Consider the following 21,099-nt stretch of genomic DNA (forward strand, 5'->3'; position numbering starts at 1 on the left):
AGCCGGGTGGGTCAGTCGGTGGGGCGGATGACCGCGACCGCGCACGGGGCCGTCTGCAGCAACCGTCGGCTGACCGACCCCAGCAGCATTCCGGCGAACCCACCGTGGCCGCGCGACCCGGTGACCAGCAGGGATGCCCCGGCGGCCTCGTCGGCGACCGTGAGGGCGGGCTCGCCGACGACGAGGATGAGCTCGACGGCGACGTCCGGGTGACGGGCCTCGTGCGGGGCGAGAGCGTCGAGGACCTCCTTCTCGTCCTCGGCGAGCACGCTCTCGGCCAGCTGGTCGAGATCGAACAGCGAGGCGCCCGGCAGTCGGGGCACCTCGACCGAGTGCACGGCGCGCAGGGGGACGCCCCGGCGCTCGGCCTCGATGAACGCGAACGCCACGGCGGGGTCGTTCGCCGCCGAGCCGTCGGCCGCCAGCACGACAGGGCCCGCGGTGGGGCTCAGGGGCGTACGCGGCGTGATGACGAGAACCGGGCAGGGCGCGTGCTCGACGACGCCGGCGGAGGTCGATCCCATGGCGAAGTCCTCGCGCGCGGTGAGGCCGCGGCTGCCCACGACGATCGCCGACGCGGCGCCGCCGGCCTCGACGAGTGCGCCGACGGGGCTGTCCGCGACCACCCGATAGGTGGTCGGGACGTCGTGGGTGAGCTCGGCGAGCTGGTCGCGCATCGCGCCCTCGACATTCGCGCGGGCGGTCTCATCGAAGGCCACCACGCGCCCGACGGCCCGATCGGCGGAGATCACCTCGAGCGACGCCGCGTGGTCGCGGGCCCAGGCGGCCGCCCACTCCACGGCCCGGCGGGAGTCAGGCGACCCGTCATAACCACACACGACAGGTCCGATGACGATCTCCGACATTGGTTCCTCCAGCTGGTTCGGGGTCGCGAGGTCCGAGGGCGTCCGGTTCCGCGATTCCCAGGGTTCGGGTCGCCGGTCAGCCTAGTCGGCAGCAGCAGAACCGGCCCGGAAGCCGATCGCATCGATGCAGGAACCTTTCTCGTAACGGAATGGATACTATTCTGGACTCATTCCAGAAAGTGGGCTACTGTGGGGCCCATGACGACAGCAATCGAGGATCCGGGAGCCGTACTCCGCGACGCCGGGCTGAGGGTCACCTCGCCGCGGCTGGCGGTCCTCGCCGTCGTCGCCGGTCGTCCCCACATCGCGGCGGAGGACGTCGCGACCCTCGTCCGGGAACGGCTGGGCGCGGTGTCCACACAGACCGTCTACGACGCCCTGCGCGTGTGCACCGACGTCGGCCTCATGCGCCGCATCGAACCCGCCGGCTCGCCGGCACGGTACGAGCGGCGCACGGGGGACAACCACCACCACCTCGTGTGCCGGACGTGCGGGCGCATCGAGGACGTCGAATGCACGGTCGGACACGCGCCCTGCCTCACCGCCGACCGCGACCACGGCTTCGAGATCGATGAAGCAGAGGTCAACTACTGGGGCACTTGCCCCGAATGCCGGGCAGAGCAGGCCTCGCTTGTCTGATACTGAGACCTGGACCACACCACCATTCCGCACCTTCTACTCCACACCCCATCTCGAGGAGCACCTGACGTGACCATTCATCCCGCAGACCGCGGCGTGCGCGACTTCCAGCCCAACTCGCACACCACCACCGACAGTGGCCAGCCCGTCCCGCATGACGAGTTCAGCGCGCAGGTCGGCCCCCAGGGCCCGCAGCCAATCCACGACTTCTACCTCATCGAGAAGCTCGCCCACTTCAACCGGGAGAACATTCCCGAGCGGCTGCCCCACGCCAAGGGCTCCGGCGCCTTCGGCGAGTTCGAGACCACGGAGGACATCTCGGAAATCACCTGCGCCGGCCTGTTCCAGAAGGGCGTCAAGACCCCGATGCTCGCCCGCTTCTCCACCGTCGCCGGTGAGAAGGGCTCACCCGACACCTGGCGTGACCCGCGCGGCTTCGCCCTGAAGTTCTACACCGAGGAGGGCAACTACGACCTCGTCGGCAACAACACGCCCATCTTCTTCATCCGCGACGCGATCAAGTTCCCGGACTTCATCCACTCGCAGCGCCGCAAGAACGCCTCCGGCCTGCGCAACCACGCCATGCAGTGGGACTTCTGGACCCTGAGCCCCGAGTCGACCCACCAGGTCACCTGGCTCATGGGCGATCGCGGCATCCCCAAGACCTGGCGTCACATGGACGGCTTCGGCTCGCACACCTACCAGTTCATCAACGCCGCCGGCGTCCGCCACTGGGTGAAGTTCCACTTCAAGACCAACCAGGGCATCGACTTCCTCACGCAGGCCGAGGCCGACAAGCTGGCCGGCGAGAACGCCGACTACCACCGGCAGGACCTGTTCGAGTCCATCAAGAACGGCGACTTCCCGTCCTGGGATCTGCACGTCCAGGTGATGCCGGTCGACGAGGCGGACGGCTACAAGTACAACCCGTTCGACCTCACCAAGACGTGGTTTCAGAAGGACTACCCGCTGCGCAAGGTCGGCACCATGACGCTGAACCGCAACCCGCAGAACCACCACGCGCAGATCGAGCAGGCCGCGTTCGCGCCGACCAACATCGTCAAGGGCATCGGCTTCTCGCCCGACAAGATGCTGCTCGGCCGCGTCTTCGCCTACCCGGACATCCAGCGCTACCGCATCGGACCCAACTACCAGCAGGTGCCGGTCAACCGTCCGCTCTCGCCGGTGAACTCCTACTCCAAGGAGGGCGCCATGCAGTACGAGTTCCCGCACCCCGCGCAGGCCGAGTACCACCCCAACACCCTGGGTGGTCCGACCGCCGACGCGTCCAAGGCGTTCGACATCGGCGCCTGGGACACCAAGGGCTCGGACATCCACCGCGGCGACGTGACCCCGCACGCCGAGGACACCGACTCGGTCCAGGCCTCCATCCTGTACCGCGAGGTCCTCGACGACGCCGCCCGCGAGCGACTGGCGGCCAACATCGCCGGCCACGTCTCGGCCATCGACCCGTCGGAGACCGAGCTGCTCGACCGCGTCTACGCCTACTGGGCCGCTGTCGACCAGGGCCTCTGCGAGGCCGTCAAGGCCGGCGTCGAGGCGAGCCCCCGCGGCAACCACACGCTGCAGGAGTGATCCGCCGGTAGGCGACTGAAATCCGCTACTCGCCCTACGGATCCGCTACTCCGATTGGACTAGCGAATCCGGGGGCGGGGTAGCGGATTTCGGTGTTTCGTGGTCGGTCAGCCGGCCCGGGCCACAGCCAGGGCGTCGTGATCGGCGATGGCCCGGCAGGACCGCCGCATGAGCTGGGCGAACATCTCGTCGCCGCGGTCGGTTCGCGTGCCGTACATCCAGCCGAAGATCCCCAGAACAGGTGTCTGGAGCAGGCCGTAGACGTAGTCGTCCCAGCAGGTCTCGGGGGAGTAGTCGGTGACGCCGTGGCCCAGCAGGGCACGGTGGTAGTCCGCCACGATGTCGCGCTCGGCGGCCCGCCGGTCGTCCACGGTGAGGCTCGAGGCGAGGAAGCCGCCCAGGTCACGACCGGGCAACCCGACCGCCAGCGTCTGCCAGTCGCAGGCCAGTGAGGGACGGTCCCCAGCCGGGTCCACCAGCATGTTGTCGGCCCGGTAGTCGGCGTGCAGGAGTGCGAACCGCTCGGCCCGCCCGTTGGACCACTGGGCGATCAGCGGGGCGATCCCCGCCATGGTGCGGCGCTCGTCGTCGTCGAGTCTCTCGCCGAGCTCGGAGAGGAACGACTCCAGGGCCGGCCCGCCGAGCTCCTGCAGGGTGACGTTGTCCTCGACGGTCGGCACCGACAGGCCCTCGATCTGCAGCAGGGAGGGGTCGCACCAGCGCGGGCCGTGGAGCCCGGCGAGGTTGGCGGCGCAGTCGCGGGCCTGATCGATCGTCAGCCCGGCGAGCTGGTCGCCTTGCACGAGCGGGGTGACGTCGTCGAGGACGAGCGTGAACTCGCCCTCCCGCTCGCCGAGCGCCGCGAACCGGGCCCGCGGGACACGCACGGCGACCGTCGGCGCGAGGTCGCGATAGAAGAGCACCTCGGTGCGATACACGCCGTGCAGCAGCGGCCGCATGCCCTCGTCCGGGTTCGGCAACTTGACGAAGAGCGTCGGCGGGAGCCCGTCGCCGTCGACGTGCGCGAGCACGCAGCACCCGATCTGACCGGTGCCGACGGGCTCCGTGCGCACCGACCGGACCTCGGTACCGAGCACCTCGGACAGCCACCGGGCGGTGACCTCCTCCGGCGCGCAGACCACCTGCGGATTCGACGCGAGACTGGTCATGACGGGGTGTCCTTCCGGAGACGTGCGCTGGCGTGAGGTCGTGTGCCGGTGTCGGTGTCGGGGCGGTCACCGGTGTCGGGGTGTGCGGAGGCGGGATGTGCGGGCGCGGAGCGCGGGCGGATCCGGCCGGGATTGGGGTCGAGGTGGGCGAAGCGGCCCGGATCCCGGCGGCCCCGCCACTCGGCGAGCACCGGCGCGAGCTCGTCGGGAGTGGCGCCGTGCAGCACCACCGAGTCGACGCCGAGGGCGAGCTGGCCCTCGATGCGATCGGCGCAGTGGGCGGCGCTGCCGACCGCAGCAGTGGCGAGCCACTCGTCGGGCAGGACCTCCCGGGCGTGCCGCAGCAGGTCGAGGTCGTCGGTGGCATCGAGCGCGCCCGCATGCGAGGACAGCCGCTCGTCGGCGCGGAACGCCTCGAGTCCCGCAGGGTCCCACCCGTTGACCCGGACCAGGACGTCTCCGTAGCCGGTGAGGTAGGTCGCCAACCGCCCGGCCAGCTTGCGCAGCCGCGAGGTCTCGTCGAGCGAGTCCTCGATGGTCGCCATCACCGACCAGATCCGCACCTCCGCCGGGTCGCGGCCGGCCTGCTCGGCGGACTCACGGACCAGGCGCACGCAGCGTCGCACCGCGGCGTCCGACATGAAGGTGTGGAGGACCACCCCGTCGGCGATCCGCCCGGCCAGCCGCAGCTGGTTGTCGCCCATCGCCATGAGCAGCACGGGGATGTCCTCGTCGAACGACGCATCCTGCATCAGGTACGGGTACGTGCCCGCTGAGCCGTCGTGGCCGATCACGGCTTCGCCGCTCCACAGCGTCCGGAAGAGGCCGATCGCGTCCTCGAGCTGCGCGGACGTCACGTGCGGCAGGCCCATGATGTCGAAGAGCAGGGGGATGCCGCGCCCCAGGCCGAACGCGTAGCGTCCGCCGGACATCCGGTGCAGAGTCGTGGCCATCGTCGCGGTGACCAGCGGGTGCCGGGTGTTGTGATTGGTCGCGGCGGTTCCCACGCCGATGCGGCGCGTCGCCGCCACCGCCGCGCCCGCCATCACCGCGGCGTCCTTGAGGGCGAACCGCTCGGACAGCAGGATCGATCCCAGTCCGAGTTCCTCGGCGCGTGCGGCCTCGGCGATGAGATCGGCCGGTGACGCACTGTGTCCGGCCAATCCGTAGCAGGCGAGCTCGGACATGGGCGGAGGGGCGGCAAGAGTCGGAGCAGGGGCAAAGTCGTGGGCCATGGACACCTTCGGCGAGGGCGGGACTAAGGCGGGGCCGGATGTGACACGTGTCACTCTAGCGTCCGCGGGTCGCCGTCGACCGTGGTTTCGGAGCGCTTCCGGCCTACAGGCCCAGGACCGCCCGGGCGATGAGGAAGTAGACGATCAGACCGGTCGCGTCGACGAACGTCGTGATGAACGGATTGGAGAACACGGCCGGGTCGGCGCGCAGGGCCTGCGCGAGGAGGGGCATGAGCCCGCCCACGGTCGCCGCCACGGTGCACAGCACGAGCAGGGTCAGACCGATCACGACGCCCAGATCCGTCCCGTAGATCACCCCCGCGGCCAGCGCCCCGACCCCGCCCAGCACCAACCCCAGCGTGAACCCGGTCCGCACCTCCTGGGCCAGGACGCGCAGTCCGTCGCGGGGACGGACGTCACCCAGTGCGAGCGCGCGGGTCACGGTGGTGGCCGCCTGGTTACCGGTGTTGCCGCCGGTGCCGATGATGAGGGGCACGAACAGCGACAGTGCCACCACCTGCTCGATGGTCCCCTCGAACACCTCCAGCACCTGCACTGTGAGCGCGGCACCCAGGGCGAGGACCAGCAGCCACACCACACGTGAGCGCACCAGTGATCGCACCGGCGTCGCGAGGTAGGGCGCGCGCAGCGGCTCCGAACCGCCGGCCCGGGCGGTGTCCTCGGTCTCGGCGTCCTCGAGGACCCGCAGGGCGTCGTCGAAGGTGAGGATCCCGACCAGCCGGCCCTCGTCGTCGACGACCGGCATCGCGATGAGGCGCTCGTCCGCGGACCGACGCGCAGCGGTCTCGGCGGACTCGCGTGCGCGCGCGGTGATCGCGTCGTTCATCAGCTCGCGGACGGGCGTGGCCGGGTCGGCACGCATGATCGACCGTAAGCCCACGATCCCCACCAGCCGCCGCTGCTCGTCGGTGACGGGGATGGCGTAGATCGTCTCCGCCTCGTCGATCCGCTTCCGGACCCGCTCGAGGGTCTCACCGGCGGTGACGTCGGGGTGGGTGGAGACGAACTCAGGGCTCATCCGCCGCCCGACCGAACCGCTCGGATAGTCGAGGACCGCGGAGGTGAGGGCCTGTTCGTCGGCGTCCAGTTCCCGCATGAGCCGGGTGGCCACGTGTGCCGGGAGCTCGTCGATCAGCCCGGCGCGGTCGTCGGGGTCGAGGTCGGTGAAGATCTGGCTGACGCGGTCCGTGTGGAGGGCCCGGATCAGCTCGGACTGCAGTGGCGGGTCGAGCGCCTCGAAGACCACGAGCGCGGTGCCCTTGGACAACAACCGGAACAGGACGGCCCGGTCCTTGGCACCGCTGCGTTCGAGAACGTCGACGATGAGCCAGGGCGGCATCCCCTCGACCATGTCGGAGGCGGTCCGCAGATCCCCGCTGTCGATCAGGGTGTCGATACGGCGGGCGGCATCGGCCGGATCGCGCAGGCTCGGGTCGTGCGTGTCGAGTGCGTCCCCGGGCCCGACCATGTCAGTACTCCTCGGCGATGTCGTCGTAGGCGGTCAGCGGGTCGAGCCTGCCATCGGCGCGGTAGGCGGCGCGGGCCAGCGTCATGGAGGCCACGGTCGTCACCACCACCGTCGCACCGAGGGCCACCAACGCCATGATCAGCGGCACCCACCCGAACCCGGCCTTCACCTCGTGCACGTACGCCGCGAGGATGAACAGCATCATTCCCAGGCCGGTCGCCACGGACAGGATGTTGATCCGGGTCAGGGCGTCACCGGCACGGGACATGGTCACCGCGGCCACCAGGAAGCACAGCGACCCGAGCAGGGCGGGTACCCCGACCAGCAGGTCCACGATCATCGAACCGTCCATCGCCGTCACCGTTGTCCCCGCGAGAGCAACCGCGCCAGGGCGACGGTCGAGAGCACCCCGATGAGCGACCCGAGCATCACCACGTCCAGCGCCACCGCCGACCCCTGACGGATGACGAAGAGCACGAACAATGCGACCGCACAGAAGAAGCTCAGATCGGCCATGACGGCGCGGTTGGCGTCGCCGGGCCCGCGCACCGCGCGGACCGCCGCCACGACCATGCTCATGAGGATGATCAGGGTCGACACGGCCAGCAGCACCGTGAGCAGCGGGCTCATTCGTCATCACCTCGCAGAACGGACAGCACCCGGTTCTCCGTCTGACCGAGCAACTCGATCATCTCCTCCCGGGGCCCGCCGAGCACCACGTGGACCCACATCTCGTCGTCGCCGATGACGGTCACCAGCGTTCCGGGCGTGACGGTGATCGCCCAGGCCAGCGCGGTGACCTCGAGGTCGGTGCGGGAGCGCATGGGGTAGCGCACCAGAACCGGCGTGCCGATCGGCCCGGGGGTGACGGCCTCTATCGCCAGGGCCCACGAGGACAATACGACGTTCCACAGGAGCCAACCCAGGACGAGCGGGGCCCGGAGCACGCGACGGATCACGGGCGACCCCCGATCGTCGAGTCGGTCATCGCATCCGGGCCGTCGAGCACGGCCGAGACGTACGCGTCGGTGTCGACGAGCCCGGCGACCGCCCGGTCCACCTCGGGGGCGATCGCCCCGTATCCCAGGAACATCGCCACCGACACGGCCGTGAGTGCGCCACCGGGCACGAGCAGGCGCGCCGGCACGCGCGGGGACGGGCGCGCCTCGTCGTCGTCGTTCTCGTCGTCGCGGCGCTGTCTCTCGTCGCTGTCGCCGCCGGCGCTGTCGCCGCCCGCGTCGGCGGCGCCGCGCGCAGGACCGCCCCACATGGTGCCGCGCCACAACCGGAGCATGGCGACCAACCCGATGAGGGAGGAGACGAGGACAACGACGACGGTGACGATCCCCCACGCGCCGCCCGCGCCGAGGGCCGCGGTCACGACCTCGAGCTTGCCGATCAGACCCGAGGTGGGGGGCAGTCCGACCAGGGCCGCGATCGCGAGCACCAGCAGCACCCCCAGTGGGCGTTCGCGGTACCAGAGCCCGGTCAGGCCGCCGAACTGCCCGCTGCGGTAGACATGCTCGGCGGCGCCGAACAGCATCACCAGCGCACCGATGGTGACCATGTGGTGGATCATGTAGACGATGGCACCGCCGGGGGCCTGTGCGACGGCGAGGGCGGCCAGGATGACGCCGACCCCGGAGACCATCTGCCACGCGAGGATCTCCCGGGTGCCGACGGGCGAGGCCGAGGCGACGGCACCCCACAGGGCGGTCACCAGGGCCACCACCAGCAGGACGCGGCCCCAGGCCGGGTCGAGGTCGAACGCGGTGGCCCAGATGCGGATCACCGCGTACAGGGCGACCTTGGTGTGCAGCGCGGAGAACAGTGCCATGACCCCGGCGGAGGTGCCGGGGTAGGCGCGGGGCAGCCATCCGTGGACCGGTACGGCACCGGCCTTGATGCACAGGGCCATCAGCACCACACCCAGCGCGGCGGCCACCCGGCCGTCCTCGCGCGCCGCACCCGCGAGGACGGCGAGGTTGACGCTCCCGGCGGAGGCGTACACGAAGCCGACACCCGCGAGCAGGAGCGTGGAGGTCAGCAGGTTGATCACGACGAACAGTCGCCCCACGCCGAGGCGGCGCCATGTGCCCGTCATGGCGATGAGCGCGTACGAGGGCAGCAGCATGACCTCGACAAAGACGAAGAGGTTGAACAGGTCGCCGGTGAGCAGCGCGCCGTTCGCCCCGGCGAGCAGCAGCAGGGCCAGCGGGGCGAAGTAGCGGCTCCGGCCGAACTCGCCGGTCTGATCGCAGAACACCAGGGACATCAGGGCCACCACGCCGGTGGTCACCAGCATGATCGCGGTGAAGGAATCGGAGACGAAGGGGATCGCCACGCCCGGGACGAACCCGCCCACGGCGGCGGCGATCACGGGCTCGGAGCGGTGCAGCGCGAGGAGCAGTATCCCCGCGACCGCGGTCGCCACCGGGACCGCCATCGCCACGAACCTGCCGGCGGTGCGTGACGGCAGGATGGCCGTGACGGCGGCGGCCATCACCGGGATCGCTGCCAACAGGGGCAGCAGCAGGGCGGTCACGGCGCGTCCTCCTCGCCGGTGGGCGGCACGTTGTGGGTGTCGTCGTCGCTGCTCACCACGGCGAGGGAGAGCATGAACACGGTGACCGCGAGCGTGATGACGATGGCGGTGAGGACGAACGCCTGGGGGAGCGGGTCCGCGGACACGTCGATCCCGTTGACCCCGGCGAGCGGTTCGGCCCGCCAGGCCGAGACCCCCGAGCTGAGCAGCATGAGGTTGACCGCGTGACTGATGAGCGCGAGCCCGAACACGACGCGGACCATCCCCCGCTGCATCATCAGGTAGACACCGCCCGCGGTGAGGACGCCGATCATGATCGCGATGGTCACCGGGCGACCTCCTCGCCGGCTCGGCGACCACCCGCGGGGCCACTGTCGGTCCTGCGACCCCGGCGGCGTCCGGTGTCCGGCGCGTCCGGGCCGGGGACGACCTCGGCGGGGGCGCGGCCGGCGCCGAGCGTGTTGAACGCGGTCATGACCAGACCCAGGACGCCGGCGTAGACGCCGAGGTCGAAGATGAGGGCGCTGGAGAGGTGCTGGCCCGCGACGTACCAGTGGGCGGGCTCGAGGAACTGCCCGAGCGCGTAGCCACCGATCCCGGTGAGCCCCGCGAGGACCAGCCCGCCACCGATGAGCGCGACCGGGGTGGAGGGCCGGCTCACGGGACGGTCCGACTCGCGGGCCAGGTAGACGAGCGCGAACGCGCACGCGGCCACCAGCGCGGCGATGAACCCGCCACCGGGCTCGTTGTGTCCACGCCAGAGCAACATCACCGAGACCACCGCCAGGATCGGGGTGACCCCCTTCGCGAGCAGCCTGAGCGGCAGGGTGTTGCGGGCGGCGTCCTCCAACGCCTCCGCGGCGGTCCCGGTGCTCTGCACGCTGCCGGGCAGCGGCTCGCGGTAGGGCTCGGCGTCGACGGCACGGGCGGTGGCCCGAACCGAACCCAGGACGCCGAGGATCGCGATACCGGCCACGCCCAGAACGGCGACCTCGCCGAAGGTGTCGAGCGCACGGAACTCCACGAGGATGGTGTTGACGACGTTGCTCCCGCCGGTGATCTCGGGCCCGTTCTCCAGCAGGTACATGCCGATGGGGGAACGGTCCCGACGACCCGTGAAGACCAGGGCGCCGATGGTCGCCGTGACGCCGGTGAGCAGGGCCAGGACGATGGCCGCGGTGTTCCTGGGACGTGAGGCGGGGATGAAGTCGCGGGGCAGGCGCCGCAGGACCAGCATGAACATGATGATCGTGAGCGCCTCGACCAGCAACTGGGTCAGGCCGACGTCGGGCGCCCCGAGGCCGAAGATCTGGATGGTCACGGCGATCCCGACCGCGCCCAGGAGGACGGCCGCGGACAGTCGGGACCGTGCGGTACACAACCCGCCCACGCCGACCACGACGACGATCAGCAGCAGCACGTCGATCGACCGGTCGAGCCCGCCGACGCGCGGGGGGATCGAGGCGCCGGTCGCCAGCGCCCAGCCGCCGATCCCGACCGCGTAGACGGTCAGCACCGCGAGCAGCGCGCCGGCGTGACGGGCGGGCGAGTCCGACGCGGTGGGGCGGACCAGTGCACGGCCGGCGCGGGTGACCGCCGACATCAGACCCTCGAGGACGGAGGCACCGGTGAACGGCAGCAGTTCGCGGCTCAGTGCGCGGTCGAGCAGGGTGCGCTTCCAGACCAACAGCACGCCGACGAACAGGATCAGGGCGGTGAGCCCGACCTCGAGGGTCAACCCGTGCCACAGGACGAAGTGGGCCTCGAAATCGAGGTCAGCCTCGTCGGCGCCGGCGGGAAGGCTCCGGTACTCGGCGAACCCGCGCTCGGCCGGGGGCCAGCCGAACGGCCCGGCCGCGGCCTCGGCGACCGCCGACATCGGCACGTCGAAGACCCACACCACCAGCGCCAGCGGCAACCCGATCGCGGCGGGCAGGGCCGCGGGCAGCCAGAGCCGCACCGGGGCCTCGTGGACCCCGCCGGGGTCGGTCGCCGGCCGGGACGGGTCGCGGTAGACACCGAGGAACCCGCCGAGCACGATGCGGGCGCAGTAGAGGAAGGTGAGGATCGCCCCCACCACGGCGGCGGTCAACAGGGCCGCCACGGCCAGCGTGTCGCCGCCGGCGACGTCGCCGAACGCGATGAGCATGGACTCCTTGGACACGAAGCCCAGGGTGGGCGGGACGGCCGCCATGGCGCCCGCGCCGAGCACGGTGGCCCCGAACGTCCACGGCATGCGACGCCAGAGCGGGCCGAGGTCGCGGATATCGCGGGCCCCCGCCTCGTGATCGACCACGCCGACCAGCATGAACAGTCCGGACTTGAACAGGGCGTGGGCGACGGTGTGCAACGCGGCGGCGGCGAGCGCCTCCTGCGTCCCGACGCCGATCGCCGCGGTGATCCAGCCCAGCTGGCTCACGGTGGAGTACGCCATGAGCTGTTTGAGGTCGGTCTTCTGCAGCGCGAACACGGCCGCCATCACGGCGGTGCCCATGCCCACGGAGACCAGCAGCGCGTTCCACACCGGCACGTCGTGGAAGGCCGGGGAGAATCGCATGAACAGGAAGATCCCGGCCTTGACCACGGCCGCGGCGTGGAGATACGCGCTCACCGGGGTCGCCGCCGCCATCGCGTCGGGCAGCCAGAAGTGGAACGGGAACTGGGCGGACTTGGTGAACGCGGCCACCGCCACGGCGACCGCCACCGCCGCGGTGAAACCGGGGTCGGTGAACCACACGTCGTGGGCGAGGGCCCCCGAGATGGACGTGGTGCCGGTGCGCAGCCACATGGCCACGAGCGCGCCCAGGAGCACCAGGCCGCCGACGACGGTCACCGTGAGGGTGCGCAGCGCGGCGGCGTAGGCGGGGCGGCCCGAATTGGCGATGAGCGCGAACGAGGCCAGCGACGTGAGCTCCCAGCACACGTACAGCAGCACCATCGAGTCCGTGAGCACGAGGCCCAGCATGGAGACCGTGAACAGGGTCATGAGCTGGTAGAAGCCGTAGTGCTGGGGGCGCCGGGCGTGACTGTGCGCGCGCCCGTGCCCGTGGTCGCCGCCGGAGAGGTACGACGACGAGTAGATCAACACGATCGCGCCGATCACCAGCGCGAGCATCGCGAAGAGCAGACCCGTGGGGTCCGCGAACAGATCCAGCGTCCAGTCGCGGGCGGGCACCCAGGGAATGCGGACGACGGCGGTGGGCATCCCGGACAGGGCCAGCGAGAGGGGCGACAGCAGCGCGAACGCACCCAACAGATAGAGCGCCGCGAGCGGCCAGCCGGCACCTCGCCCGAGCCACCTGGTGAGCGGCCACGCGAGCAGTGCGGCCAGACCTGCAGCAGCGATCGCGAGGACGGGGCTCATGGCTCCTTCCTGCGCGGGACGTGGTGGCGAGGGTGCGTAGGTTTCGGGAAGCAGTCTATCAATCGCCTCGGACACGGAATCGGGGGCATGCCGGGTGACCTGCGGGAACGGGGCAGATCAGCGGTTACGCTCCCGATATGAGCCCCTCTGCGACCCCCTCGGAGACCTCGGAGAACAGCCCTGCCACGGACGTCCTGCCGGTGACGGAACCCGGTCCGGACGCCGCGCTCCGGGCGGACGACGACTCCGCGCCCCCGTCCGGCGGGCCCGGTCTCGGATCCGGGACCGGGCCCGCCCGGCGGCTACTGGGGCTGGTGCTGATCGTCCTGCCGCTCGTCCTCGCCGCCCTGTGGGCGGTGGTCGGCCCCGCCCCGGAGCGGGAGGAGGCCGCCGCCGGCGCCGGCGGACCGTTGCGATCGGCGCTCGCCGAGGCGTCGGCCAACTCGTCGTTCACCGTCGCCGGGACGGAGCAACTTCGCTCCGGGACCGCCGAACTCGCCGACGGGTCCGGGCAGCTGCGCGACGGCTCCGCCGAACTGGCCGCGGGGATGGAGCAGCTGCAGGCGGGGATGGGGCAGGCCGGATCCGGCGCCGGGGAGGTCGCGGGCGGCGTGCGTCAGGTCGTGGGCGCGGTCCGCGGGGTCGCCGTGATCCAGGGGCAGGTCTCCACCGCGATCGAGGACGCCCTGTCGCGCCTCCAAGGCGACGCCCCCGAGGTCGTGCAGGCACGCAACGCCCTCACCGGGCTGCGCGACCAGCTCGCCACCCAGGGGCTCGACCAGAACACACTGAGCAACCTCGACCAGCTCGATTCCGGCGCGGCCGAACTCGCCCGCCAGCTCTCCGCCCCGGGCGCCGAACTGCGTGACGGCATCTACTCCGCGACCCGCGGTGCCCGCGAACTCGCCGGCGGCGCGGGAGAGCTCACGACCGGAGCCGAGGCCCTCCGCGACGGGGCGGCCGGCGTCGCCGACTCCGCCGGCCGTACGCAGGAGTCCATCGGTAAGACCGGGCGCGCCCTGGCCGCCGAACAGGGCGACGCGGGTCTGGAGGCCGCCGCGGCCGCCGACGACTCCGAGCGGCGCACCTCCGCCGGGATCCTCGGCGTGGCCGCGGCCGCCGTCCTCGGGGCGCTGCTCGTCCAGCTCGTCCGCCGGCCCGGCTCGTCGTTCGCCGAGTCGGCACTCGCGCTCGCCCTGCTCACCGCCGGCCTGTCCGCGTGGGCGCTGGCCACCGTGGACGGTCCTTCCGCGGGCGGGGCGGCTGCGGCCGTGGCGATCGTCGCCCTCGTCGTCGTCGCCTCCTCCGCCCTGTGGCGCGCACTCGTCGCGGTGCTCGGCCCCTGGCCCGGGCGGATCACGGCGGCGGTCTTCGCCGCTGCGTCGGCCGGCGTGGCGTGGTGGGTGTGGGTGGCCGGTGGTGCGCCGTCCGCCGTCGTCACCGTCACCTCCGCTACGACGACCGGGCAGGCCACCGCGGCGCTCGACGCGGTCCTGCTCGCCGGGCCCGCCTCCGTCGCGTGGACCGGCGCGGCGGTCCTCGCCGCGGTCGCGGTGTTCTCGCTGCTGGCGGTCCGCATCGCCGAACGGCCCCGGCTCCGACCCTAGGGACGACGGCCGCGGCCGACCCCGCGCGCCCTGAGGGGCGGCGCGGGGTCGGCGACGCGGAATCCGCGGAGCTCCGGCGGCTCAGTCGGCCAGGCCCACGACCTCGTGCTCCTCGGCGGGCTCATCGGTGATCGTGTCCACGCCACCGTCGGTGAGCATGGGCACGGTGAAGACGAACTCGGGAATCGCGAAGGCGTCGACCAGGGTGCGCGCCCGGCCCGCCAGCTTGGTGCACAGGCGGTTACGGGCCGCGGTGGCCGCCTTGGTGCGCTCGGTGGTCAGGCGGTTGTGCTCGAGGAACCAGCCCTTGTCGGCGTCCACGATGTCGAGGACGTAGAGGTCGCACAGCATCCCGAGGACCTCCTTGGCCTCCGGGTCCTCGCAGGCGTCCACGGCCTCCGCGAACCGGGCGAACACCCAGCTGTCCATGTGGGCGCGGCCCGCCTGCAGCAAGTGGTCCTGGGCGGAGTTGAACACCTTGAACGCCGCCGAACCGTCCTGACCCTGCGCCTTGCGCAGGCGCCGCGCGACCGTCTCCAACAGGTGCTCCTCGCGGTCGACGAGGAGCTGGAGCTGGTTGCCGCGGTCGAGCAGGTCGGTGTGCTCGCGGTCGGTCACGGCGTCGACGAGCTTCTGCCACAGCGTGGAGGCCCGGGCCTTCTCCTGCACCACGTCCACGGCGGTGCTCAGGGCGAACGCGACGGTCTCGCGCTGGTCCATGTCACCGAACTCCGCCGCATAGGAGGTGAGCAGCTCCTTGCCCACCAGCTGCGTGAGGACGATGTTGTCGCCCTCGAACGTCGAGAAGACGTCGCAGTCCTTGCGCATCTCCGTGATCAGGTTCTCGGCCATGTACCCGGCGCCACCGCAGGCGAGACGCGCCTCGACGATCGCGTCGTTGGCGAACGCGGTGACCGAGGCCTTGATGCCCGCGGCGTGGGTCTCCATCTCGCGGCGACGGACCTCGTCGAAGGCGTCCGGGTTCTTCTCGAACTCGTCCAGTTCGAGGATGATCGCGTTCTGCGCACACGCGTAGGCGTACGCACGGGCGACCCGCGGCATGAGCCGGCGCTGGTGCTCGCGGTACTCCAGCAGCGGGATGCCCTTACCGGTTTCCGGGTGGTCGAACTGCCGGCGGACCAGCGAGTACCGCACGGCCAACGCCAGCGCGGTGCGCGCGGACGCGCCGGCCGCCGCTCCCACCGACACCCGACCGCGGATGAGCGTGCCGAGCATGGTGAAGAATCGGGCGCCGACCGAATCGATGGGGGAGGAGTACCCCCCGTCGGAGTCGACGGCGCCGAAGCGGTCGAGCAGTGCCTCACGCGGAACCCGCACGTCGTCGAACCAGATGCGGCCGTTGTCCACGCCCGCCAGCCCACCCTTGGGGCCGTGGTCGGTGGTGCGGACGCCCGGCAGGTCGTCTCCGGCCTCGTCCCGGATCGGCACCAGCAGGCAGTGGACACCGTGGCGGAGCTCCGAACCGTCGTCGGCCGTGGTGATCAGCTGGGCGAACACGGCCGCCATCCGGCCGTCGCGGGCGGCGTTGCCGATGTAGGCCTTCTCCGCGCTGGGCGTCGGGGTGTTGACGACGAACTCGCCGGTCTCCCGGTCGAACGTCGCCGTGGTCTCGAGGTTCTGCACGTCCGAACCCCCGCCGACCTCGGTCATCGCGAAGCAACCGAGCAGGTTGAGCGACATGACGTCCGGAAGGTACTTCTTACGGGTCTCGGCGTTGCCCAGGTTGGCGATCGCGCCGCCGAACAGGCCCCACTGGACGCCGGCCTTGACCATCAGGGACAGGTCGAGGTGGCCGAGCATCTCGAAGGACGTCAGAGCGCCACCGGTGTCACCGGTCCCGCCGTCCTCCTCCCGGAAACCCAGCTTGGGGGTTCCGGAGTCGGCGAGGCGCTGGAGTTGCGTGAGTACGTGGTCGCGGTGCTCCTCCATGGTCAACCCGATCGGGTTGAGCATGTCCGGGGTCATGGATTCACGCGTCAACTCGCGGGCGTCGGCCCAGGTCCCGTCGAGGACCTTCTGCAGCGACGCCGCGAGGTCCGCGTCCCCCGCCCCGGTGGTGGTGATGCGGCCGTAGTTCGGGTGCACGGCGGGGCCGGCACCGGGTGCACTGTCCCCTGCGGCGGCGGCGTTCTGGACGTCGGTCTCGGAGGTCATGCCGACAACTCTACGGAGAGACCGCGCCGCTGTGCACCGGTAGAGCGGGCCCACGTGAGAGGCGCCACGCGCGGCGCGGGTGCACCGCACCCCGCACATGACCGAGGGCCCGGATCACTGATGTGATCCGGGCCCTCGCATTGTCGGGGTGGCGGGATTCGAACCCACGACCTCTTCGTCCCGAACGAAGCACGCTACCAAGCTGCGCCACACCCCGGTGACAACGAGGGATACTCTAGCGCCCCGCCCACGGAATCGCGAAACCGGGTCAGACCGGCAGGGGCACCTTCACACGATGCGGGGTCACCGGGACCTCCGAACCCTCCCCGCCGCCACCGGGAACGGCGACCAGTTCCAGCAGCGTGGCCTCGGGGCGACAGAACGTGCGTACCGGTACGTACGGGGAGGTGCCCAGACCCGCGGAGACGTGCAGCACCAGGTTCCGGCCCCACGCGGACAGGCCCTGCACCCGCGAGCGGTCGATCCCGCAGTTGGTGATGATCGCCCCGGTCGGCAGGCAGAGCTGACCCCCGTGGGTGTGCCCCGCGAGCGCGAGGTCATACCCGTCGGCGTCGAACCGGTCCAACACGCGGGGCTCCGGCGAGTGCACCAGGCCGATCCGCAGGTCGAAGGCCGCCCCGGCGGGGCCGGCGATCTCGTTGTAGCGGTCCCGTCCGATGTGGGGGTCGTCGACCCCGGCGACCAGCACGCTCCGGCCGTCCACCGCGATCTCCGAACGCTGGTGGGTGGCGTCGACCCAGCCCCGCTCGGTGAAGGCGGCCTTGAGGTCGCGCCACGGCAGCGGGACCGCCGAGTGCTTCTGACGACCGATCCCGATGTACGGGAGCGGGCTCTTGGGCACGGGCGCGTAGTAGTCGTTGGAGCCGAAGACGAACGCGCCCGGGCGGTCGAGGAGCGGGCCGAGGGCCTGGACGACGGAGGGCACCGCCCGGACGTCCGAGAGGTTGTCGCCGGTGTTGACCACCAGGTCGGGAGTCAACTCCGCCAGAGAGGCGACGAACTGCTGCTTGCGCTTCTGTCCCGGCATCATGTGCAGGTCGGAGATGTGGAGGATCGTCAGGGGCTGCGACCCGGGCGCGAGCAAGGGCAGGGAGTGGCGGCGCAGCGTGAAGGCGTTCCGTTCCCAGCCGGTGGCGTAGACGGTCCCCGCCACGACCGCCCCGGCGAGGACGGCCGCCGCGCGGGCGGGGGAGGTCATCGAACCCTGGGGCTTGCGTGGCTGGCGTGGCATCAGTCCAGACTACCGACGCCACGCGGGGTCATCGCGGCGGCGAGATGGTGATGGGGGCCAGCCCCGGCACGTTGAGCACGACGGGCTCGTCGCCCACCGCCGCCCCCGGTCCGGAGGTGCCCTGGCCCTGCGCCGCTGCGCCGCCCCCGCCGCCGCCCGAACCGTCGGACACGCGGAGGGTGAGCTGGGATCCGGGGATGCCGGTGCCGCCGTCGACGCCGACGACCGTGCCGTACGGGCGGCCGGTACCGGAGACGAACTGGGTGTTGACGACGAACCCGGCATTGGTAAGGAGGGAGGTCGCGGCCGACTGGCTCATGCCCTCGACGTCAGGGGCGGCGGTCCCGCTGGTCCCGGCCTGGTAGGCGGGGTCCGGGGCGGGCAGCTGGAGCGGGCCGTAGACGTCGGAGATAGGGGAGAAGGCCGAGAACCAGGTCTGGGCCGGCTCGAGACCGCCGAAGAGGTTGCCGTACGAACACTGGCGCAGCGGGCTGGTGCACAGTTCGGTGGTGGTGGTGCCGTCGTTGAACGCATAGACGGCCGCCGAGTAGGTGTTGGTGAAGCCCAGGAACGCGGACGACCGGTTGGCCTCGGAGGTACCCGTCTTGCCGGACATCGGCTGACCCCACCCGGCCCCGGCGGCGGCGCCGGCCGCCGTGCCCCCGCTCACGTGGTCCTTGGACATGGCGACGGCGAGGGTGTTCGCCAGACCCTCCTCGACCACCTGCTCGCACTTTGGCTCGTTCAACTCGACGGGCGCTCCCGTGCGGTCGGTGATCGACTCGATGGGGCTGGGCGGACACCACACGCCTCCGGACGCGATGGTGGCGCCGACGTTGGACAACTCCAGCGCGTTGACGGCGGTGGGCCCGAGGGTGAACGACCCGAGGTTGTTCTTCTTGACGAATCCGCTGATCGAGTCGCCACCGGCGGCGGTGCCCTTGCGGTCGTACGAACGCATCCCGAGTCGGACCGCCATGTCGACGGTGGGGGCCACGCCGACGTCCTTGATGAGGTTCACGAAGGTCGTGTTGGGGGACTGGGCCAGGGCATCCGTCACGGGCAGCGAACTCGCATACGACCCGGCGTTCTCCACGCAGTACTGGGCGGGCGGACACCCGGCGGCGCCACCCGCGCCGAGGCCGGAGACCTGGACACGACGCGGCACCGGGAGGCTGGTGTTGGTGCCCATGCCCTTCTCCATGGCCGCGGCCACGGTGAAGATCTTGAACACCGACCCCCCGCCGTCGCCGACCAGGGAGAACGGCTGCGGCTGCACGGTCTGGCTGTCGCCGAGTTCGAGCCCGTATTGACGGCTGGAGGCCATCGCGACGACCTTGTGGGCGTCCTTGCCGGGCCGGACGACGCTCATCACCTCGGCCACGCCCTGGGCGGTCGGGTTGCCGTAGGTGTCGACGGCACGCTGGACGTTGGCCTGGACGGTCTCGTCGAGCGTGGTGCGGATCGTGTAGCCGCCCTGCTCGACCATGTCGCGGCTCAGGCCGTTCTCCTCGAGGTACTGCAGGACGTAGTCGCAGAAGAATCCACTGTCACCGGCCGTGATGCAGCCGCGGGGCAGCGGGTTGGGGCGCTCGAGCACCCCGAGGGGTTCGGCCGCGTACGCCTGCCCCTCGGCCGGGGTGATGGCTCCGGTCTGCACCATCGTGTCGATGACGGTGTCGCGGCGCTGCTGGGTGTCCCCGGGGTTCGTGTACGGGTTGAACCGGCTCGTGGACTGCACCATGCCGGCGAGCATCGCCGCCTGCGGGACGCTCAGATCCCGGGCGTCGACGCCGAAGTAGGTTTGCGCGGCGGTCTGGACGCCGAACGTGCCGTTGCCGAACGAGACCAGGTTGAGGTACTTGGTGAGGATCTCGTCCTTGCTCAGTTCCCCGTCGAGGGTCAGGGCCATCCGGATCTCTTTGATCTTCCGGGCGGGAGTGGTCTCGACGGCGGCCCGCCGCTCCGCGTCGTTCTCGGCGGAGACGAGGAACTGATAGTTCTTGACCAGCTGCTGGTCGATGGTCGACGCGCCCTGCTCGACCTCTCCCGAGGTGGCGTTGGTCAGGGCCGCCCGGACGGTGCCGCGCCAGTCCACGCCGGCGTGGTCGGCGAACCGGCGGTCCTCGATCGCGATGATCGCCAGCTTCATCTGCGGCGAGATCTGCTCGCTGGGGACCGGAACGCGCTGCTGGTCGTACAGCCATGCGATGGGTGTGCCCGCGGCGTCGGTCACCGTCGAGATCGACGGGAGGTCGCCCTTGATGAGGTCCGCGGACGTCCCGGCCAACGAGTCGGCCATCTTGTTGGACGCGAGCCCCACGGCTCCGGCTATCGGGAACAACGACCCCGCCGTGACCACCCCGGCGGCGACACAGGTCGCGACCAGCTTTCCCAGCGAACTCATAGCCGACACAGGCACAGGGTACGTGACCACCCCTGGTGGGCCACCCTTCGCGCGGCGATCATGTGTCGACTCTTTACTTCTGTTGTGTGACTGCGGTAACAATATGGGGGAACGCGGGACGAATCGGACCGGAATGGGATCGCGGTACACCGATCCCAGGTACGACCGCCCGCGGACGCAGTGGACCCGCCGCGCCGGGCGGGCTCAGAAGGCCGGAGACGTGCGCGGTGAACTCGTCCACGACTCCACTCACGCTAGGGGTATTTCGATGACGGCCACCCTCCCCGGGACCACCCGCTCCTCCGACAACGGGGTCCGCCCTGGTGCCGGCAACCCCCTCGGCTCCGAGGAGATCATCATCGGGGAGGGTCGCCAGGAATGGGTGGCCCAGGCCCGGTGCAAGGACATCGACCCGGACGAGTTGTTCGTCCGCGGGGCCGCGCAGCGTAAGGCCGCGTCCATCTGCCGCCACTGCCCGGTCCTCCTGCAGTGCCGCGCCGATGCACTGGACAACCGCGTTGAATTCGGTGTCTGGGGCGGGATGACCGAGCGTCAGCGGCGCGCACTGCTCAAGCAGCACCCCGAGGTCCGCTCCTGGGCCGACTTCTTCGCGCAGCAAATCGAGCGGCACACCGCCGTCTACTGAATCCGCAGGTCCACTGAGTCCGGAGGTCCACCGGGTCAGGACACGTCGGAGTCCGGTTATCGCGAGCGCGGCCCGCGGCAGACGCCGTGGGCCGCGTTCGTCATTCGGG

Annotated in this window: 17 protein-coding genes and 1 tRNA gene; 4 read left to right on the top strand and 14 right to left on the bottom strand. The window is 71.1% G+C overall.

Features of this window, described 5'->3' with window-relative positions; genetic code table 11:
- Positions 1-11: 11 nt before the first annotated feature.
- The gene (locus L8M95_RS12970) at positions 12-866 is read right to left on the bottom strand and encodes a universal stress protein (protein ID WP_260486533.1); all 855 of its coding nucleotides are present in this window, start codon (positions 864-866) and stop codon (positions 12-14) included.
- A gap of 198 nt (positions 867-1,064) precedes the next feature.
- Here L8M95_RS12970 and L8M95_RS12975 point away from each other — a divergent pair, with 198 nt between their 5' ends.
- On the top strand, positions 1,065-1,505 hold the full coding sequence (locus tag L8M95_RS12975) for a Fur family transcriptional regulator (RefSeq protein ID WP_260486534.1): 441 nt from the start codon (positions 1,065-1,067) through the stop codon (positions 1,503-1,505).
- 69 nt (positions 1,506-1,574) lie between these two features.
- Positions 1,575-3,101, top strand: coding sequence for a catalase (locus L8M95_RS12980; RefSeq protein WP_260486535.1), 1,527 nt, complete (start codon positions 1,575-1,577; stop codon positions 3,099-3,101).
- A gap of 107 nt (positions 3,102-3,208) precedes the next feature.
- Here L8M95_RS12980 and L8M95_RS12985 read toward each other — a convergent pair whose 3' ends face one another.
- From L8M95_RS12985 to mbhE, 9 genes are all read right to left on the bottom strand, one after another.
- A complete protein-coding gene (locus L8M95_RS12985) occupies positions 3,209-4,270 on the bottom strand; it encodes a phosphotransferase family protein (RefSeq protein WP_260486536.1) in 1,062 nt (353 codons plus the stop codon).
- Positions 4,267-5,457 (bottom strand): TIGR03857 family LLM class F420-dependent oxidoreductase, encoded by a 1,191-nt coding sequence (locus L8M95_RS12990; protein WP_260486537.1) that lies wholly within the window; start codon positions 5,455-5,457, stop codon positions 4,267-4,269. The genes L8M95_RS12985 and L8M95_RS12990 overlap by 4 nt, the downstream gene beginning before the upstream one ends.
- 151 nt (positions 5,458-5,608) lie before the next feature.
- Positions 5,609-6,994 carry a magnesium transporter gene (gene mgtE, locus L8M95_RS12995; RefSeq protein WP_260486538.1) on the bottom strand — a complete coding sequence of 462 codons (1,386 nt, stop codon included), beginning with the start codon at positions 6,992-6,994 and terminating at the stop codon, positions 5,609-5,611.
- Between the two features lies 1 nt (position 6,995).
- Positions 6,996-7,346 carry a monovalent cation/H(+) antiporter subunit G gene (locus tag L8M95_RS13000; RefSeq protein ID WP_260486539.1) on the bottom strand — a complete coding sequence of 117 codons (351 nt, stop codon included), beginning with the start codon at positions 7,344-7,346 and terminating at the stop codon, positions 6,996-6,998.
- Between the two features lie 5 nt (positions 7,347-7,351).
- The gene (locus L8M95_RS13005) at positions 7,352-7,624 is read right to left on the bottom strand and encodes a monovalent cation/H+ antiporter complex subunit F (protein ID WP_260486540.1); all 273 of its coding nucleotides are present in this window, start codon (positions 7,622-7,624) and stop codon (positions 7,352-7,354) included.
- A complete protein-coding gene (locus L8M95_RS13010) occupies positions 7,621-7,953 on the bottom strand; it encodes a Na+/H+ antiporter subunit E (protein WP_260486541.1) in 333 nt (110 codons plus the stop codon). The genes L8M95_RS13005 and L8M95_RS13010 overlap by 4 nt, the downstream gene beginning before the upstream one ends.
- Entirely contained in the window at positions 7,950-9,539 is a 1,590-nt protein-coding gene (locus tag L8M95_RS13015) for a proton-conducting transporter membrane subunit (RefSeq protein ID WP_260486542.1), read from the bottom strand. Before L8M95_RS13015 ends, L8M95_RS13010 begins: the two co-directional genes overlap by 4 nt.
- The gene (locus L8M95_RS13020; protein WP_260486543.1) at positions 9,536-9,868 is read right to left on the bottom strand and encodes a sodium:proton antiporter; all 333 of its coding nucleotides are present in this window, start codon (positions 9,866-9,868) and stop codon (positions 9,536-9,538) included. The genes L8M95_RS13015 and L8M95_RS13020 overlap by 4 nt, the downstream gene beginning before the upstream one ends.
- On the bottom strand, positions 9,865-12,903 hold the full coding sequence (gene mbhE / locus L8M95_RS13025) for a hydrogen gas-evolving membrane-bound hydrogenase subunit E (protein WP_260486544.1): 3,039 nt from the start codon (positions 12,901-12,903) through the stop codon (positions 9,865-9,867). Before mbhE ends, L8M95_RS13020 begins: the two co-directional genes overlap by 4 nt.
- A gap of 137 nt (positions 12,904-13,040) precedes the next feature.
- On the opposite strand from mbhE, the gene L8M95_RS13030 reads away from it, so the two are divergent.
- Positions 13,041-14,510, top strand: a complete 1,470-nt coding sequence (locus tag L8M95_RS13030; RefSeq protein ID WP_260486545.1) for a hypothetical protein — start codon at positions 13,041-13,043, stop codon at positions 14,508-14,510.
- 81 nt (positions 14,511-14,591) lie between these two features.
- On the opposite strand, the gene L8M95_RS13035 is transcribed toward L8M95_RS13030, so the two are convergent.
- From L8M95_RS13035 to L8M95_RS13050, 4 genes are all read right to left on the bottom strand, one after another.
- A complete protein-coding gene (locus tag L8M95_RS13035) occupies positions 14,592-16,685 on the bottom strand; it encodes an acyl-CoA dehydrogenase (protein WP_260486546.1) in 2,094 nt (697 codons plus the stop codon).
- A gap of 143 nt (positions 16,686-16,828) precedes the next feature.
- Positions 16,829-16,902: transfer RNA gene (locus L8M95_RS13040), tRNA-Pro, on the bottom strand.
- Positions 16,903-16,953: 51 nt separating this feature from the next.
- Complete coding sequence (locus L8M95_RS13045; protein ID WP_260486547.1) at positions 16,954-17,937, bottom strand: metallophosphoesterase; 984 nt, start codon at positions 17,935-17,937, stop codon at positions 16,954-16,956.
- A 28-nt stretch (positions 17,938-17,965) separates the two neighbouring features.
- Positions 17,966-20,344: a transglycosylase domain-containing protein gene (locus L8M95_RS13050; RefSeq protein WP_260489256.1), complete on the bottom strand. Its 2,379-nt coding sequence runs from the start codon at positions 20,342-20,344 to the stop codon at positions 17,966-17,968.
- 268 nt (positions 20,345-20,612) lie between these two features.
- On the opposite strand from L8M95_RS13050, the gene L8M95_RS13055 reads away from it, so the two are divergent.
- Positions 20,613-20,990: a WhiB family transcriptional regulator gene (locus tag L8M95_RS13055; RefSeq protein ID WP_260486548.1), complete on the top strand. Its 378-nt coding sequence runs from the start codon at positions 20,613-20,615 to the stop codon at positions 20,988-20,990.
- The last annotated feature ends 109 nt before the right edge of the window (positions 20,991-21,099 follow it).

The organism is Dietzia sp. B32 (assembly GCF_024732245.1).
GTDB lineage: Bacteria > Actinomycetota > Actinomycetes > Mycobacteriales > Mycobacteriaceae > Dietzia.